The 16,205-nt window shown below is 41.9% G+C and carries 16 protein-coding genes; all 16 read left to right on the forward strand.

Annotated elements, in window-relative coordinates:
• Positions 1–2: 2 nt before the first annotated feature.
• The 16 genes from JOC94_RS13915 (at position 3) to JOC94_RS13990 (ending at position 15,838) form a co-directional block, all read left to right on the forward strand.
• Positions 3–788 (forward strand): PhnE/PtxC family ABC transporter permease, encoded by a 786-nt coding sequence (locus JOC94_RS13915; RefSeq protein WP_077113644.1) that lies wholly within the window; start codon positions 3–5, stop codon positions 786–788.
• Positions 788–1,651 (forward strand): ABC transporter permease subunit, encoded by an 864-nt coding sequence (locus tag JOC94_RS13920; RefSeq protein ID WP_077113645.1) that lies wholly within the window; start codon positions 788–790, stop codon positions 1,649–1,651. The genes JOC94_RS13915 and JOC94_RS13920 overlap by 1 nt, the downstream gene beginning before the upstream one ends.
• Positions 1,652–2,616: 965 nt before the next feature.
• The gene (gene cpaB / locus JOC94_RS13925; protein ID WP_077113646.1) at positions 2,617–3,348 is read left to right on the forward strand and encodes a Flp pilus assembly protein CpaB; all 732 of its coding nucleotides are present in this window, start codon (positions 2,617–2,619) and stop codon (positions 3,346–3,348) included.
• Between the two features lie 143 nt (positions 3,349–3,491).
• Positions 3,492–4,628 (forward strand): AAA family ATPase, encoded by a 1,137-nt coding sequence (locus JOC94_RS13930; protein WP_077113647.1) that lies wholly within the window; start codon positions 3,492–3,494, stop codon positions 4,626–4,628.
• Between the two features lie 45 nt (positions 4,629–4,673).
• Entirely contained in the window at positions 4,674–6,053 is a 1,380-nt protein-coding gene (locus JOC94_RS13935; protein ID WP_083717700.1) for a CpaF family protein, read from the forward strand.
• Positions 6,025–6,954, forward strand: a complete 930-nt coding sequence (locus JOC94_RS13940) for a type II secretion system F family protein (RefSeq protein WP_077113648.1) — start codon at positions 6,025–6,027, stop codon at positions 6,952–6,954. The genes JOC94_RS13935 and JOC94_RS13940 overlap by 29 nt, the downstream gene beginning before the upstream one ends.
• Before the next feature lie 3 nt (positions 6,955–6,957).
• Positions 6,958–7,896 carry a type II secretion system F family protein gene (locus JOC94_RS13945; RefSeq protein WP_077113649.1) on the forward strand — a complete coding sequence of 313 codons (939 nt, stop codon included), beginning with the start codon at positions 6,958–6,960 and terminating at the stop codon, positions 7,894–7,896.
• A 17-nt stretch (positions 7,897–7,913) separates the two neighbouring features.
• Entirely contained in the window at positions 7,914–8,123 is a 210-nt protein-coding gene (locus JOC94_RS13950) for a hypothetical protein (protein WP_077113650.1), read from the forward strand.
• Positions 8,124–8,149: 26 nt separating this feature from the next.
• Positions 8,150–9,559, forward strand: a complete 1,410-nt coding sequence (locus tag JOC94_RS13955) for a vWA domain-containing protein (RefSeq protein WP_205179642.1) — start codon at positions 8,150–8,152, stop codon at positions 9,557–9,559.
• 32 nt (positions 9,560–9,591) lie between these two features.
• Positions 9,592–10,896, forward strand: coding sequence for a hypothetical protein (locus JOC94_RS13960; RefSeq protein ID WP_077113652.1), 1,305 nt, complete (start codon positions 9,592–9,594; stop codon positions 10,894–10,896).
• Positions 10,897–11,001: 105 nt separating this feature from the next.
• Complete coding sequence (locus tag JOC94_RS13965; protein ID WP_077113653.1) at positions 11,002–11,799, forward strand: hypothetical protein; 798 nt, start codon at positions 11,002–11,004, stop codon at positions 11,797–11,799.
• Positions 11,800–12,255: 456 nt separating this feature from the next.
• On the forward strand, positions 12,256–13,053 hold the full coding sequence (locus JOC94_RS13970) for a hypothetical protein (RefSeq protein ID WP_077113654.1): 798 nt from the start codon (positions 12,256–12,258) through the stop codon (positions 13,051–13,053).
• A 120-nt stretch (positions 13,054–13,173) separates the two neighbouring features.
• Complete coding sequence (locus JOC94_RS13975; protein WP_077113655.1) at positions 13,174–13,971, forward strand: hypothetical protein; 798 nt, start codon at positions 13,174–13,176, stop codon at positions 13,969–13,971.
• A gap of 31 nt (positions 13,972–14,002) precedes the next feature.
• Complete coding sequence (locus tag JOC94_RS13980) at positions 14,003–14,716, forward strand: hypothetical protein (RefSeq protein ID WP_077113656.1); 714 nt, start codon at positions 14,003–14,005, stop codon at positions 14,714–14,716.
• A gap of 16 nt (positions 14,717–14,732) precedes the next feature.
• A complete protein-coding gene (locus JOC94_RS13985; protein WP_083717701.1) occupies positions 14,733–15,122 on the forward strand; it encodes a TadE family protein in 390 nt (129 codons plus the stop codon).
• Entirely contained in the window at positions 15,119–15,838 is a 720-nt protein-coding gene (locus tag JOC94_RS13990) for a Tad domain-containing protein (RefSeq protein WP_077113657.1), read from the forward strand. Before JOC94_RS13985 ends, JOC94_RS13990 begins: the two co-directional genes overlap by 4 nt.
• Positions 15,839–16,205: the final 367 nt, after the last annotated feature.

The following is a 16,205-nucleotide window of genomic DNA, read 5'->3' on the forward strand; positions in this document are numbered from 1 at the left end:
CAATGAATATCGATGTGCTTAGAAAAAAGAATCGCCAATTAACGCTTCTCATACTCGTTCTTATTGGAATGACACTCCTATCAGCCAATATAACCAACTTTAAATTTATGCATAGCCTCTTATCTGTCTCTGAGGCTTTTAAATGGATTGCATCGAATCTTATGATAACGGGTGAATCGTTGCAAAAGCTGCCCTCCATCCTGGATAAGTTGCTGGAAACCATCATCTTATCCATCATTTCCACTACTACAGCAAGTGTCTTTGCCTTATTGCTTGCCATTCTGGGATCACAAGCAACGAGAGTGAATATGTTTTTTAGTACGTTAAGCCGCTTTATCGCCTCTGTATTTCGTAACGTACCGATTGTTGCTTGGGCCTTAATTTTATTGCTATCATTCGGACAAAATGCCCTTACCGGTTATTTTGCTTTGTTTTTAACAACATTGGGATTTTTAACACGTGCATTTACTGAAACGATTGATGAAACGAGCAACAGTTCCGTAGAAGCCCTTAAAGCAACAGGGGCTACTTATTTCCAAGTAGTGTACAATGCCGTAATCCCCGAATGCGCTCCACAAATCGTCAGTTGGATTTTGTTTATGATCGAAACGAATATTCGTAGCTCGACATTAATCGGAATTTTAACGGGAACAGGAATTGGTTTTTCCTTCGATTTATATTACAAGAGCATGGATTATAACATGGTAAGTCTGATTACCATGAGTATTGTCGTTGTTGTCATTGGAATAGAGCTAATCTCAAACTATGTAAGGAGGGTCATTTTATAATGATTACGGCCAAAAGCAGCCCGGCCTTGGAATTGAGGACAACCCATTCAGGTAAAATAAAGATCACGAACTGGAATAAATCAAAGATTGTCATGACAGCAACGTTTGTGAGCTTGGCGCTTCTAACCGTTTATGGGTTTTTTGCGCTTGATTATAAAGATATTCATTTTGCGCAGGCGACAATTGATACGCTAAACAATTTAAAACTGGTATTTCTGCAACCTTCCCTCAATAATTTTTCTTTGGGAGAGGCTTTATATCAAATAACCTTGACAGTCGGGCTGGGGTTTTTAGCTACAATAGCAGGTGCTGTACTATCTTTGTTTATTGCCTTATTTGCCGCCAGAAATCTCTCGCCAAAACCGATCGCCAATACAATCATTGTGATTGTGGCTTTTATCCGGGCTGTTCCTACAGTATTATGGGTACTTATTTTTGCGATTGCCGCGGGGCTGGGCAGCGAAGCAGCCGTCTTGGGCATGCTGTTCCATACCGTTGCCTTCTTGGTTAAGGCGTTCGCAGAGTCATTTGAGGAGCTGGATGACGGTGTTATTGAGGCTTTGCGTGCTTCCGGGGCAAGCTGGTGGCATGTTGTGACAAACGCTGTACTGCCTTCTGCGGCTACATCCCTGTTATCTTGGACATTCCTGCGGTTTGAGACAAACTTTACCGTAGCGGTTGCCATGGGAGCGGCGGCAGGTGCCGGAGGAATCGGTTTTGAATTGTTTATGGCGTCAAGCTTTTATTTTGACGTGCGGGAAGTCGGCTTTATTACGTACGCCATCCTTCTTGTCGCTGTACTGTTGGAATTGACGTCTACTCGATTAAAGAAGCGCTATTTAATGAAAGAAGCTGTTCGATGATCGCAGAGCATCTCTACACATGATAAGTGATGGTTGTGTGTGTGTTTTAATGATCGTATATACACTTCCAGCTGTCAAAATTCAATAACACGCTGAGAAGAAGTCAGCCTGCAATACTACACTCTTGCAGGTTATTGGCTGTCCTATTTGATAGCACTACGTTTTAAATGAAGGGGAGAAGTCTAAGGGCGGAAAAATGGCTATTAGATCTCCCCTTCTTTTGCTGATCCATTCGACTATTAATATGAAGAGATACGAAAGCAATAACCATTGCTCCGTGCAAACCAAGGTAATCTCATCAAGGGCGATTGGCCGTTCCGTCTCTGGATTGTTGCGGAAAATTGGAAAGGTATACATGAAATCGGATGGATGACTACTTGAAATCTCCACTGCTATCAGAGGGAATCCTAACGATTTGATTTTAACCGCTTGCTTGATTCCAGCGGCTTTTTGACAACAGGAATGGTAAACAAGAAAGTCCATGAGCTTGATGTTTCATCCATTCTGCGCGTTAGAAAAACAAACAATGGGTTTTTTACGAACACAGCGATTTTATGCGACTGGTTATTTTAAAAATAGGAGGTAAGGTTTATGACACCGTTTAACCGGGAATGAAACAATGAAAAAGCAGGACAAATAACTAAAAAATCAGAATAAAGGGTCGTGAAGGAGAAAAACCTCATCATATAAGAAAAAAAGAAAAATAAGAGAATGTGTCTAGTTATTTTCCACCTTCAAACAATTTACCAAAAAAAGGATAAATAAAGAGAGAATAGTAATGCTTCATAGAATGATTTTATTACTTTTGTTATATGTAAATGTTCATTGATAGGTACTTGTAAATGTATAAGCGTTTTTGATGGCGAATGAGGGCGCATTGACCTGCTGTACGGAAAGATGTTATTAACTATTATAGTAGGAAACTTTTTTTCTAACTTGATATTAAAGGAGTCACGAGGGAGAAAATGCTGGAATCGAAAAGAAAAGCGATTATATTTTTTTCTATATCCTTATTGCTGGCAATAACAGCAGGTATGCTCATATTAAAAAAAGTCCAAGCCCTAAATACAAATTTAGGAACAATGGTTCAAGTTGTGACTGCGAACCAAGACATTCCATCCAGAACTTTAATACGGCCTGAGGACATAACGTTTGAAGAGATTCCTCAAAAATATTTAAAAGATTACCATATTACTAACACCGAAAAATTGGTAAATAAAGTGTCTATGGTTCCTTTATCAAAGGGAGATATTATTACAGGCAATATGCTCAAACAAACTTCTTCCGTAGTTGAAGAGAATAACCGTCTCATTTCCGTCATGAGATCGGACAGAATTATTTTTGATGAACAGTTGGAAGCGTTGGATCGCGTTGATATTATTGTTTCCCATCGTTTCGATTCCAAAGAACAAACGACCTATTTTATGAAAGATGTAAAAGTTGCCCGCGTTTCGAAGGAAAAAAATAAATTTAAAGGTGTCCAGTTGGAAATTCCTACTGAACAGGCGCCACAACTGATACATATGCAAAATTATGCGGACAGCGTTCGAATCGTAAAGGCAAATGTGGGAAAGCCGGGGGAAGGTCGAGATAAGGCCAAAGCAGCGCCGGAACAGCCAGCACCGGAAACACCAGCGGCGGAGCAACCAACTCCAGAACAACCCGCGCCGGAGCAGCCAACTCCAGAAAAAAAGTAAAAACACCTGAAAGAAAATGGGGAAAAATAGCGAAAACGAAATAAAATGAGAGCAGAAGGCAAACCCAAAAGAAACAGCCTAATTCAATATCGCTGTTGACCGGCACGGAATGAAGAAAGCCGTGATTATAGTTGGAGGTAACCATGAATACGAGTAAAGCCATAGTAATAGTTGGTGAACAAAATGAACTTTACCAATCGATTGAACAAAGACTAGATTCGTACGAGCTGCAGTTAATCCATCCCAATCAAATTCAGTCTCAGTTTCAACAAGTCGGTCTGGCTATTTTAATAAAAAACGAATCAGCCTCACCGCTGGATATAATACCTCAATTGCTGGAAGTAAATCCACATATGGCGATTTTATACATCCACGACAGTCAAGACTTTCTTTTGCTTCGTGATGTTATCCGGCTGGGCGCAATTGACTATATTGTACTGCCGGATGAAATCCACGTGCTGGAAAATCGTATTCGGGAACTGAGCATAAGGGAAGAAACCATGGCGGAAACAGCTTCTACCAGCGGTTTCAAGAGAGGAACCGGGCAAATTTTCGCCTTTTACAGCGGAAAGGGCGGTTCTGGCAAGACATTTCTCAGCACCACTTTTGCCCAAACCTTAAAATTGGAATCTACAGCCCAGGTACTGCTTATAGATTTGAATTTACATTTTGGCGGGGCAGAGACTTTTCTGGGGATGGATAGCGAAAGGTCCATCATCGACTTAAAACCAGTCATAAAAGAAATTAACGAAAACCATATTCGAAATATCGCAGAAGGTGAACCTTCCTCCAAATTGGAGATGCTGATCAGTCCCCGTGATGCAGAATTGGCGGAAAGTGTTGACGGCGAATTTATCACCCGGCTCCTTCGAGCCTGCCGAAGAACATATGATTTCATTATTATTGATCTGCCGTCAACGATTGATGAATCGACATACGCGGCTCTCGTAGAGGCGGATCGCATCTATTATCCGATTACGATGGACACCCCATCTATCCGCCTATTAAAAAGCGTAGAAGATCTCTTTCAACGGCTCGGCATTGCAACCGAAGACCGTTTCGAGTTTGTCATCAATAAAAAAGGCAGAGAGAATGAATTGACAAAGAAAGATTTGGAGAGATTTGTCTCCTACCCTGTCGCCGCAGAAATTAGAAGAGATATCAAAGGTGTTCAGGCAGCAATCAACAAAGGGAATCCTATTCGCACCCAGCCAAAAGAGAAGAAGATGATTTTGGCGGCAAAAGATATACATAAATGGGTACATTCCATGCTTAAATAAAACAGTAGTTTCAAAGAGTGAGGATAACACTAGGAGGTGCCGTCATTGTCGCTCTTTCGGAAAAAATTCGATCCAGTCAAAATTGAAGAGCCTGTTGAGGATCACCTTCATTTGTCTAAATCCAATCCGTTTATTGATGAATTGGTAGAGCACTATAAATTGCGCCTGTTGGCAGAAACGAATCTGGAACATTTGATCAGCTTAAGCGAAGGGGAAAGAAGGCTGACGATCGAACGGCTGATCAACCAGTTTATGGCCGAAGAAAAAGTCATCATTCCCCGAAGCGATAAAGATATTCTGCTATCACGCATTATTGATGAAAGTGTCGGATTCGGACCTTTGGAGTCCTTATTAAACGACGAAAGCATCACAGAAATTCTTGTGAATGGCCCCAATGAAGTCTTTATAGAAAAAAAAGGAAGATTAGAGCGGTCAAATATCACATTTAAGGATGAAGCACATATTCGTCACATCGTTGACAGGGTGATCGCCCCCCTTGGGAGACGCCTTGACGAAAGTTCGCCAATGGTGGATGCACGCTTGCCGGACGGCAGCCGTGTCAATGCGGTTATCCCTCCCATCAGCTTGAACGGGACGCTCATTTCAATCAGGAAGTTCAGAAAAACCCCATTTGAAATGGAGGATTTGATTTCCTTTGATTCTTTAAATGAGGAAATGGCCCGCTTTATTGAAGCACTTGTAGAGGTGAAAATGAATGTGCTGATCTCCGGAGGAACGGGAAGCGGGAAAACAACACTCCTCAATGCGGTGGCAAAAGCCATTCCGGGTTATGAACGTGTTATCACCATAGAGGATTCAGCGGAACTTCGCCTGAACCGTTCAAGTGTGGTCGGCATGGAAGCCCGCCCTGCCAACGTAGAAGGAAAAGGGGAGGTCACCATCAGGCAATTGGTACGAAACGCCTTGCGGATGAGACCCGATCGTATCATTGTCGGTGAAGTCCGCGGAGCAGAGGCTTTCGATATGCTTCAGGCAATGAATACGGGACATGAAGGATCATTGACAACCGTGCACGCCAACACGCCGGCGGATGCCATACGCCGAGTGGAAGGGATGGTGGTGATGGCCGGGATGGATTTGCCGCCCCATATCGTCAGGGAATATATTGTCGGAGCTCTTGACTATATTTTTCAGGCAGAAAGATTAAGTGATGGAACGAGAAAAATTGTGAATATCGCGGAAGTTTATGTCGATGATCAAAATCGGATTAAAGTCCAGGATATTTTTCGTTTTAATAAAACCGGCATTGATTCTAAAGGAAAAGTAGAGGGGCATTTTACAGCAACAGGCGTCATCCCAAGATGCCTGGAACAAATGAACGTGCAAGGCATCCATATAGATCCTGCGGTTTTTGAAGCAAAAGGAGGAGCAGCCCATGAATCTAAGCATTCCTATTTTGTATAGCTTATCTGTTTTGCTCCTGTTGTTTTCCGGTTATTATTTCCTTGGTTATCGATCCCAAAAAAAAGAGTGGTACAAAAAAGTCCGCAGCTGGTTTCCCGAGGAACAAAGAAAAAGCTTTATCAGCGTATGGGGCGACCGCTACGATCAATCTAGAGGCGCGGAAAAGATCAGTGGCAAGCTCCAAAATGCGAATTTAAAAATTCTTCCTTCAGAATACATAGGAATCCACATCTTGGGCTTTCTTGTTTTCACGGTATTATTTTTAAACATTTTCAACATGCCTCCTATTGTAAGCATATTGATTGCCATAGGTTTGCTGATCGTTTCACATTATACATTATTTTATCTCAGAAAAAATAAATACGAAGAAAGATTCAATGAACAGCTTGGCGATGTTTGCAGAATGCTTGGAAACGCTGCCCGCTCCGGCCTGACGATCAGCCAAGGAATTGACTTGGTAGCGAAGGAAATTCCGGAACCGGCGGGAACAGAGTTTAAACGGATATCCCATGAATTGAAGCTTGGGGTATCACTGGAAAGTGCTTTAAAATCAACACAAAAAAAGAATAAATCAAGAGACTTTCAATTGTTTATTGCGACGTTGCTCATTCAAAAGAAAACAGGCGGAAACTTGGCTTTGACGCTGGAAACGATGGCCAATACGCTGGAGGAAAGAAAAGTTCTCACCCAGGTGATCAAGACGATGACATCGGAGCAAAAGTATATTTCCTATATTGTCCCGGCATTGCCGATCTTTCTTTTGCTCGTGATGAATAACATCATCGAAGGTTTTATTGAACCGCTATGGACAGCCCCGGGCTTGGTCATTTTGACTTTGTTTTTACTGGGAATTGCCCTTTCTTTTTTCCTGATCCGCAAAATTACAAATATTAGGGTGTAACACATGGATGCATTAATCATTTTATGCGTAATCCTTTTCTGGCTGACAATCATACTGACAATGAGCCATTTATCCGCTTATATCAAACAAAAACGTCTGCTGATTGACCACGTTTCCGAGGTCACCCATACAGATGCGTTTAGCAAGAAAAAGATGAAAAAAAGCAGTCGGGCAACCATCGTCCAGAAAGTATTAAGATATGCAGATGAATTTTCCGATCTGGGAGAAAGGATCAATTTTTTCAGTGAAAATGAAGATGTTGCCGTTTGGCTGAAAAAATCCGGGAATGTATATCAGTTGTCCGTTCAACAATTTCAAGGGATAAAAATATTCCTGATGGTGGTTGGCTTTTTTGTGGGAGTGCTATCTTTCATTATCGGGCTTCCTTTTTCCCAATATGGCTTGATCTTTCTTCCGCTTGCCGGCTACTTCACACCGATTATCATCGTGCGGACACAAGCGAAGCAAAGACAGGAAGCCCTGCGGCTTGATTTGCCGGATTTTCTCGATACGATCAGCACAAGTCTCCAGGCAGGAGTCAGTTTAGACCAAGCATTAAAGGAGGTGATTCGCTTCTTTGACGGACCTCTGAGGGAAGAATTTTCCCGTTTCCTTTATGAAATTAATTTAGGGGTGCCGCGCGATACAGCTTATCGGAATTTATTGGAAAGAAATGACAATCGGGAATTTCAAGGCCTCATTAAAGGTTTGATTCAAGGAGAAAGATTAGGTGTGCCAATAGCGACAACATTTAAAATCCAGGCGGAAGCCCTGCGTCAAATCCGTGAGGAGCAAATCAAGGAATTGGCGGCAAAAGCCTCGCCGAAAGTCACAATGGTGACCACTTTTGTAGTGGCGCCAGTATCCATTTTAATGATTGCCGGGTTGATGGTCTTGAACTTGATTTTTGGAGACAATAGCATTTTTAATTTATTAAATTAATAGTAGGAGAGATCAATATGAAAAAATTAACTGCATTATATGTAAAAAGCGTCAACAAAATGAATGGGTTCGTTAAAAATGAAAGAGGCTCGCAGACCCTTGAGTGGATTGGTATTGCGGCAGTTGTCGTCATCGCTGTCGGTGTTATTTCAACAGCTTTTTCGGGCGGGGATTTTGGTAACACGGTAAAGGATAAATTTGTAGAGTTTATTGATAAAATTGGATAAAAATTCAGATCGAGGGAGGTAACACAATGAAAAAATACGCATTCAGTTTGCTTTTTACCTTCCTTGTTCTTGCCGGCTGCAATGCCCAACAAGATGTGGACTCCAACAAGGATGATGTCAAGAAAGAACCAGTCCAAGAGGAAGCAAAAGATAAAGGATCTGAAAGAGAAAAAGATGGCAAACAAGCGGATAATGAAGAACAGCAGGAATCTTTTTTCTCCGACTTACAAGAAATACCGAAAAATGCAAACGATCTGATTAACCAGCCGGCAGGTCCGTTCGGAGACCGGGTTTTGGACTTGAATGAGGACAAGGAGAAAATCATCGAGGCCATAAAAGATATGCCTGCCTTGCCTAAAGAGGCGACGGAAGAGAATTATGACAAGTATTTTCGTTATGTATATGGCCAAGTGGCCAGCGACTTTCCTGATCCGCAAGATATAATGAGCAAGTGGGAATTTGCGATGTCCGGCAATCCTGATCTTCCAGATGAAAAATATCAATTCAAAGAAAACTATAATATTGAAGTCATTCTTGATTCGAGCGGCAGCATGGCAAATGTCATCAATGGAAAAACGATGATGGACCTTGCCAAAGAGACGATTACGGATTTTCTTTCAAGTGCTCCGGCAGAGGCGAATGTATCCTTGCGTGTGTATGGTCATAAAGGGAGCGGTTCAGATGGGGACAAGAAAATGTCTTGTTCCAGTATTGAGCAACTATATGGTTATGAAACCTATAATGAATCAACGTTTCAAGAAGCCTTGAAAACTCTTAAACCGAGCGGATGGACACCGATCTCAGGTGCTTTGAAGCAGGCGAGGGAAGCGATGGAAGCTTTTGATCCGAAAACAACTACCAACTTAATTTATTTGGTGAGTGATGGGGTTGAAACTTGCGACGGGGACCCCGTACAAGAGGCCAAGGCATTAAGCGATTCCGGTATTTCCCCCATTATCAATATTATCGGGTTTAATGTGGACTCGGACGCCCAGAAGCAGTTGAAAGAGATGGCAAGAATTGCTGACGGCACTTACACAACTGTCAACAATGGGGAGGAATTACAGGAAGAATTCAAACGTGCTGATGAAGTTTTGGAAAGATGGGAAGAGTGGAAGAAAGATTCCATTAGGGATGTTGACCATCAAAGAGTGGAACAGAGTTTTGAGATTATCGGGTTTTCTAATAATTGGGGAAGCAAAACGAGACAGCAGTTTCTGAATCTCAATAAGGTTCTAACAATCATGAAAGATGAAGGAAAGATCGATGTTCATCAGAAAGATGAATTAAGAAATAGAAATAAAGAGGTAGACGCACTGGCGAATCAGATACAGGATGAGATCAGAGATGAGTTGGACCAATTAAATGTGGAGAAAGCGGAAGAAATTAAAAAGCAAATAAATAAAAAATACCAATCGAATACAACCACTGAATAGACAGCCTTGGGTAATAAAGAGAGGAATCAAATATGAGGAACCCGAAAATATTAAATAGAACTGCTGCACTGATCGCGCTGTTTTTCATTTTGTTTCAATCGTTTGCGCTGCCAGTTGCAGCAGTCGCTCCTTGGACTGGCGATCCTTGGAAGGGTGACACTTGGGAAGGCGATACCTGGGAAGGTGATTCTTGGGAAGGTGATTCTTGGGAGGGTGACACCTGGGAAGGCGACACTTGGGAAGGCGACACCTGGGAAGGTGATTCCTGGGAAGGTGACACCTGGGAAGGAAAGTCTTGGAACCAGGGACCCGGAGAAGGAGTCAGCGACTGGAACGGATCAGAATTTAACGGGAATCCGTGGAATGCCCCTGGCTATAACGGGAATCCGTGGAATGCGCCCGGCTATAACGGGAATCCGTGGAATGCGCCCGGCTATAACGGGAATCCGTGGAATGCCCCCGGCTATAACGGGAACCCGTGGAATGCCCCTGGCTATAACGGGAACCCGTGGAATGCGCCCGGCTATAACGGGAATCCGTGGAATGCTCCCGGCTATAACGGGAACCCATGGAATACCCCCGGCTATAATGGATCCCCGTGGAACGCTCCTGGAAATTCCGGTGGAGGAGCCTCAACCAACAGTCCCACTGCTTACGATGTAACCAAATATATAGCCAACGATGTCGTGGGCGGTCAAGTTAGTATGATAGGATCCTATACGAGTGGCGGAAGCGGTGGTTTTGGCGCTGCCGGCGGTTATATGACCGGGATGCTATTAAATGGCGTAAAAATGGGCATGGGGGAGAGGACCCCGTGGTACGTAAACGCCGCTTCTGATGCCAAAGATTTTTATGATAAAGGGAAAGGCGTCTACGACGCGGGTAGTACACTTCACCAACTTCGCACGGGTGGAAGTTTTGGCTCGACAGTTGCAAGAGGGGCATCCACCACCGCCCCTGCGATAGGAGCTGTTTCTAAACTGTCAGCAGTGGGCGCGGGAATCAGCGCCGGATTCTCTGCCGTTGACACAGCAATAAATACAAAGAAGGCAATTGATGTATGGAATAGCAATGCCAGTGGTGCCGAAAAAACAGCCGCCACTGCAGATGCTACGGCAAGTTTTGGGGAAACGCTTTTTAATGCCGGTATGGTATCATCCGCCATTCCGGGCGGCCAAGCCGTCGGTGCCGGTTTAATGGTTGCCGGTGGAGTTGTTTGGGGAGCATCCAAAGTAACGAAATTCTTTGCGGATGGCACTGCCAAAAAGGCATGGAACAAGACCAAAGACGTTGCCAAGAATACTTGGAACAAGTTCAAAGGCTTGTTTGGCAAATAATGATTGCGTGTTGTAGGGACAGCCTTGTCTGACGCTAAACATTCATCCATATTTGTTTATGAGTGCCAATCATTTACGTTTTCAGATGAGAAGGTTGGGATACAGATGGAGCATAAAAAGTTAATGAAGGAAGCCGCACGCTATAAAAAATGGTTTGAAGGTTATACCTTAAACCCTTTTGCTTATGACATAAACGGCAGAAAATATCATTATGTTCTTTATCATGGAAACAAGACGAGTGACTTTAAAGGGTACGCCATCATATCACTTGATGGCGGCCCCAAAAGTGAGTACAGGGAGGCCATTTTTCCGCTCAAAATGATGTCGGCTGCTTCCGCCAATATTTTTGAGGTAGTCGGTCCGCGAAGCAAAGTGTTGCCCGAATACTTTAAAGGTGTTATTGACACAGTAGAAACCTATTTTTCAGATGACCCCACAATGCGGGAAGGAAATCAGCTTCTTAAGGAAATAATGGACCTGCAAGTCCGCTTCAACAGTATTTATCATGAATATGAGAGTTACTATGATCATCATATATTAGTGAAAAGAGAGATTACGGATCAGGATATTGATGACACGTTCACTGTTTTAGCAAAACTCGATCTCCTGCAATTCAAACAGGGGCTTATGCTGGAAAAACTGGACAATCAATTTTCGGATTTCTTTCAAAAGATCATGAAAGAAAGAAAAGTACTGTCTAATCAAAGCCGACAATTTATAAAAGGGATGCAGTCCAGCAAAGATAGCTTAGAACAAGGGTTGGCGGGGTTCACTTATGAGCGGGATATAATGCATCTTCCGGAAGCAGAGCAAATCGAGAAAAAGAAAGAATACATGATAAAAGCCGCTGAAAAATTCATACAAGACAGGGAAAAACACTTGAGAGGGCCCGCCGCCTTATAGTCGACACCTTACAGAAGAAGTTTTATCATGAATAAGCTGATTTCGTAAACAGTGAGGAACAAGATTTTACCCCGCATGTAAGGTGCCATATACACCACATCAAGACCTGAGTTGATACAAAAGGTCTAAGTGGGGAGAAAAAAAGCACCTAAATGGCCGATTCGTTCAACTAACATTCAGAAGGAGAGGGAAGAAAACTCCTACTGAATGAAGTTTCACTTTATAAGATGAAAAAGAAAACACAAACAAGAATTCAAGAAACAGGGCAATATAACAAGTGGATTTTCGGGACAATAGCCGAAACTTCATTTGAGTGGTGAAAGAGAAATTTGATAAAACAGTGAGCGTAATGATTACATATTGTAGCAACAGCCTAGCCTGATACTAAACATTTATCCATCATTTGTTGATGAGTGCCAGCCATTCATGCTTTGAGATGAGAGGGTTGGGATATAGATGGAACATAACAAGTTAATGAAGGAAGCCGCACGCTATAAAAAATGGTTTGAACGTTATAGCTTAAACCCTTTTGCTTATGACATAAACGGAAGAAAGTATCATTACGTTATTTATCATGGAAGCAAGACGAGTGACTTTAAAGGGTACGCCATCATATCACTTGATGGCGGCCCCAAAAGTGAGTACAGGGAGGCCATTTTCCCACTCAAATTGATGTCTGCTGCTGGCCACAATATTTTTAATTTGGCCGGCCCGCGAAGCAAAGTGTTGCCCGAGTACTTTAAAGGTGTTATTGACGCAGTAGAAACCCATTTTTCAAATGACCCAACAATGCGGGAAGGAAATCAACTATTTAAAGAATTAATGAATCTGCAAGTCCGTTTCAACAACTTGTTCCATGAATATAAGAATTACTATGACAATGACTTGTTGGTAAAAAAAGAGATTATTGATCACGATATTGACTACACGCTTACTGTTGCAGCAAAACTCGACCTTTTTCAATTCAAACAAGGGCTTATACTGGAAAAAATGGACAATCATTTTTCGGAGTTCTTCCAAAAGGTCATGAAAGAAAAAAAAGTATTTTCTACTGAAAGCCGACAATTTATAAAAGGGATGCAGTCCAGCAAAGATAGCTTTGAGCAGGGGATGGCCGAGTTCACATATGAGCGGGATATAATGCATCTTTCGGAAGAAGAGCAAATCGAGCTAAAGAAAGAACACATGATAAAAACCGCTGAAAAATTAATACAAGACAGGGAAAAGCAGTTGCGAGGACCCGCGGCCTTATAGTCGACACCTTCCAGAAGAAGTCTTATCATGAATAAGCTGATTTCGTTAGTGTGAACAGTGAGGAACATTGTTGATGAGTGCCAGCCATTCATGCTTTGAGATGAGAGGGTTGGGATATAGATGGAGCATAAAAAGTTAATGAAGGAAGCGGCACGCTATAAAAAATGGTTTGAACGTTATAGCTTAAACCCTTTTGCTTATGACATAAACGGAAGAAAGTATCATTACGTTATTTATCATGGAAACAAGACGAGTGATTTTAAAGGGCACGCCATCATATCACTTGATGGCGGCCCAAAAAGCGAGTACAGGGAGGCTGTTTTTCCGCTCAAATTGATGTCTCTTGCTGCCCACAATGTTTTTGAGGTAGTCGGCCCGCGAAGCAAAGTGTTGCCCGAGTACTTTAAAGGTATTATTGACGCAGTAGAAACCCATTTTGCAGATGACCCCACAATGCGGGAAGGAAATCAGCTTTTTAAAGAATCTATGGACCTGCAAGTCCGTTTCAAAGGTAGTTATGATGAATATGAGAGTTACTATGATCATCATATATTAGTGAAAAGACAGATTACGGATCAGGATATTGACTACACACTCACTGTTTTAGCAAAACTCGATCTCCTGCAATTCAGACAAGGGCTTATACTGGAAAAACTGGACAATCAATTTTCGGAGTTCTTCCAAAAAATCATGAAAGAAAAAAAAGTATTTTCTACCGAAAGCCGACAATTTATAAAAGGGATGCAGTCCAGCAAAGATAGCTTTGAGCAGGGGATGGCCGAGTTCACATATGAGCGGGATATAATGCATCTTTCGGAAGAAGAGCAAATCGAGATAAAAAAAGAACGCATTATAAAGAACGCTGAAAAATTAATACAAGACAGGGAAAAGCTGTTGAGAGGTCCGGCGGCTTTATGAATGAATCCTGGAGAGTAAGGAGTTTTATATCATGAATAAGCCAATACCATATGCTTTTTCATTATTTGTCGGCAAGTATGAAAAATTTTTGTTGATTGCTTTTTTAGTGCAGGTTCCGATATTGCTCCTGCATTCATTTACAACCAATTACGTTCATGCAGTGACACCGACAAACGGTTCCATTTTTTCAGTTGCGGATATTTACTATGCCTACATTACAATGCTTCTATTAATCTATGCGATGGTTCCTTTTATCAAGTATACAGTTAATGAATATGAAGGAAGAGAGAATCCATTAAAAAATGCTTTCTATACATTTGCGGCACAGGGCTTCCATATCTTTCTGTTTTCGGCTGTTATTTCACTACTGACAGTATTGGGTTTTATTCTTTTTATTATTCCCGGGTTCGTCATATTGGCGGCATTTATTTCGGCTCCCATTATCGCAATCATGGATGGAAAGTCTGTATGGAAAAGCACGAAGGAAAGCTTTCAAATTTTCAAGAAGCATTCTTGGAAAATCATTTTGTTTATTTTCCTGATTAGCATATTGGAGTTTATCATAGGGATCGTATTAAATTTTCTTCTCTTATCAATAACGGATTCTTACGCCGCGGTCGTCATTACGCAAATCTTTTTAAATACGATCTTTTTTCCGGTGTTTGTCGTTATTTTAACCAGCTTGGTCATCAAATGGCGTGAAGGATTAAACTCTCTTGAAGTCAAAAATGAGGCGGTCATTTAAATGGAGGGGCTCACACATGATGAAGTGGATAAAAAAGTTAAAAGATGAGAAAGGCTCTGCCACCATAGAGTTTTTGGGAATCATGCCTTTTATGTTGCTTATTGCGGTCATTATATGGCAATTGGTTGTGACCATCCACGGCGTTGTGCTCATCCAATCTGCGGCGAATGAGGCGGGAAAGGTTTATTCCATTACGAAAGATAAAAGTGAAGCGGCTTCGGCGGCTCAGGATATTATTTCGACGGGCAGCGGTTATCTTACATTTCAAAGCGCGCCGATAAGTGGAGATCAGAATTATACGGCAGAGGTCAACGCGAAAATTCGGTTTGTGTTTCTTCCCAAAAAATATTTTGGTACAACCTCCTATCCTTTCTCTTCCACCGCAAAAGGCAGGGTTATTGAATGAAACAAATATGGAGCAAAAGGTTGAACAATGAACGAGGCAATGCGGCCATATTCATGATCGGCATTTTATCGGTTATGATGATCATGTTTGTTTTTGTGTTAAATTTATCCAAGGTATTGGCCGTAAAGGAGCAGGCAAACACGACTGCCCAACAGGCGAGCCTGGCGGCGACTGCCGTTTTATATGAACAAATTTGGGATTCAATTGATGCCTATGAAGATGACTTGAACAAAAAGCTGCTTGAGGGTTTAGATCCTGAATCGGAGACGACCATCAGTGAATTGTATCCAAAAACGATTGCCGAAAGAGTAGATGAAGAGACTGTAAAAATCCAATCAGCCAAACCCGAACTCAGTCAAAACGAAGCAAGAAGAAAAGCGATGAATCAAGTGATTTCAGATGAAATTAAGAATGGAAAATGGGGAGATATGTTACGGGATCAATTAGATGATGATTTGCGTTTTCACATTATACCCGCTATGAAAGCCGCGGCAAAAGATACAATCCATGAAAATAACGGAAATACGAGCGAAGCGGAAATTCGCATTTTTGAAAAAGAAAGAATCTATGTAAAAGCATCGAACAATGTGGAATCCACAGCTTATGGCGACTACCTCAAAGGAATCAAAAAGAAATTATTCCAAGAGTCAGCCGGACCCAAGATTGATTTTGTCAAGTTTTTATCGATTCGAGGAACCCATTCCCTGGATGAATAAAATGGAAAGTGGGTATGCGTGACATGACAAAGGAAAAGAAGTGGCGCAGAATATATCTGTTTATCATGATTTTTGTATACGGAATTTATACTCCTGTTACCGTCATCGAGTGGGTTGCAGGAGACGGTAAATTCCCGCTTACGGTAATCATTGCATGCCTGGCAATACCTTTCATAAGAAAGAATCATCTAATGAAGCTCAGAGAATAGTCGATCGTTTACCGAGCAGAGATAAATTTTCAAAAGTAATACAAAGCAGAAGGAGAAAATGACTTGGTTCTTTCTGCTTTTTTTACATGTTGGATCGTAAACAGGTCAGAAGTTCCATTTGGAAATGCAATGAAAATCAATGGCGGATGGTGTTTCAT

Source organism: Siminovitchia thermophila, from assembly GCF_016909185.1.
GTDB lineage: Bacteria > Bacillota > Bacilli > Bacillales > Bacillaceae_C > Siminovitchia > Siminovitchia thermophila.

Bases quoted from the DNA above. Each gene is read 5' to 3' on its own strand.
- JOC94_RS13940 (WP_077113648.1), top strand. From the start codon at position 6,025: ATGAATCTAAGCATTCCTATTTTGTATAGCTTATCTGTTTTGCTCCTG.
- JOC94_RS13965 (WP_077113653.1), top strand. From the start codon at position 11,002: ATGGAGCATAAAAAGTTAATGAAGGAAGCCGCACGCTATAAAAAATGG.
- cpaB (WP_077113646.1), top strand. From the start codon at position 2,617: ATGCTGGAATCGAAAAGAAAAGCGATTATATTTTTTTCTATATCCTTA.
- JOC94_RS13960 (WP_077113652.1), top strand. From the start codon at position 9,592: ATGAGGAACCCGAAAATATTAAATAGAACTGCTGCACTGATCGCGCTG.
- JOC94_RS13990 (WP_077113657.1), top strand. From the start codon at position 15,119: ATGAAACAAATATGGAGCAAAAGGTTGAACAATGAACGAGGCAATGCG.
- JOC94_RS13985 (WP_083717701.1), top strand. From the start codon at position 14,733: ATGATGAAGTGGATAAAAAAGTTAAAAGATGAGAAAGGCTCTGCCACC.
- JOC94_RS13920 (WP_077113645.1), top strand. From the start codon at position 788: ATGATTACGGCCAAAAGCAGCCCGGCCTTGGAATTGAGGACAACCCAT.
- JOC94_RS13975 (WP_077113655.1), top strand. From the start codon at position 13,174: ATGGAGCATAAAAAGTTAATGAAGGAAGCGGCACGCTATAAAAAATGG.
- JOC94_RS13915 (WP_077113644.1), top strand. From the start codon at position 3: ATGAATATCGATGTGCTTAGAAAAAAGAATCGCCAATTAACGCTTCTC.
- JOC94_RS13950 (WP_077113650.1), top strand. From the start codon at position 7,914: ATGAAAAAATTAACTGCATTATATGTAAAAAGCGTCAACAAAATGAAT.
- JOC94_RS13970 (WP_077113654.1), top strand. From the start codon at position 12,256: ATGGAACATAACAAGTTAATGAAGGAAGCCGCACGCTATAAAAAATGG.
- JOC94_RS13955 (WP_205179642.1), top strand. From the start codon at position 8,150: ATGAAAAAATACGCATTCAGTTTGCTTTTTACCTTCCTTGTTCTTGCC.
- JOC94_RS13945 (WP_077113649.1), top strand. From the start codon at position 6,958: ATGGATGCATTAATCATTTTATGCGTAATCCTTTTCTGGCTGACAATC.
- JOC94_RS13980 (WP_077113656.1), top strand. From the start codon at position 14,003: ATGAATAAGCCAATACCATATGCTTTTTCATTATTTGTCGGCAAGTAT.
- JOC94_RS13930 (WP_077113647.1), top strand. From the start codon at position 3,492: ATGAATACGAGTAAAGCCATAGTAATAGTTGGTGAACAAAATGAACTT.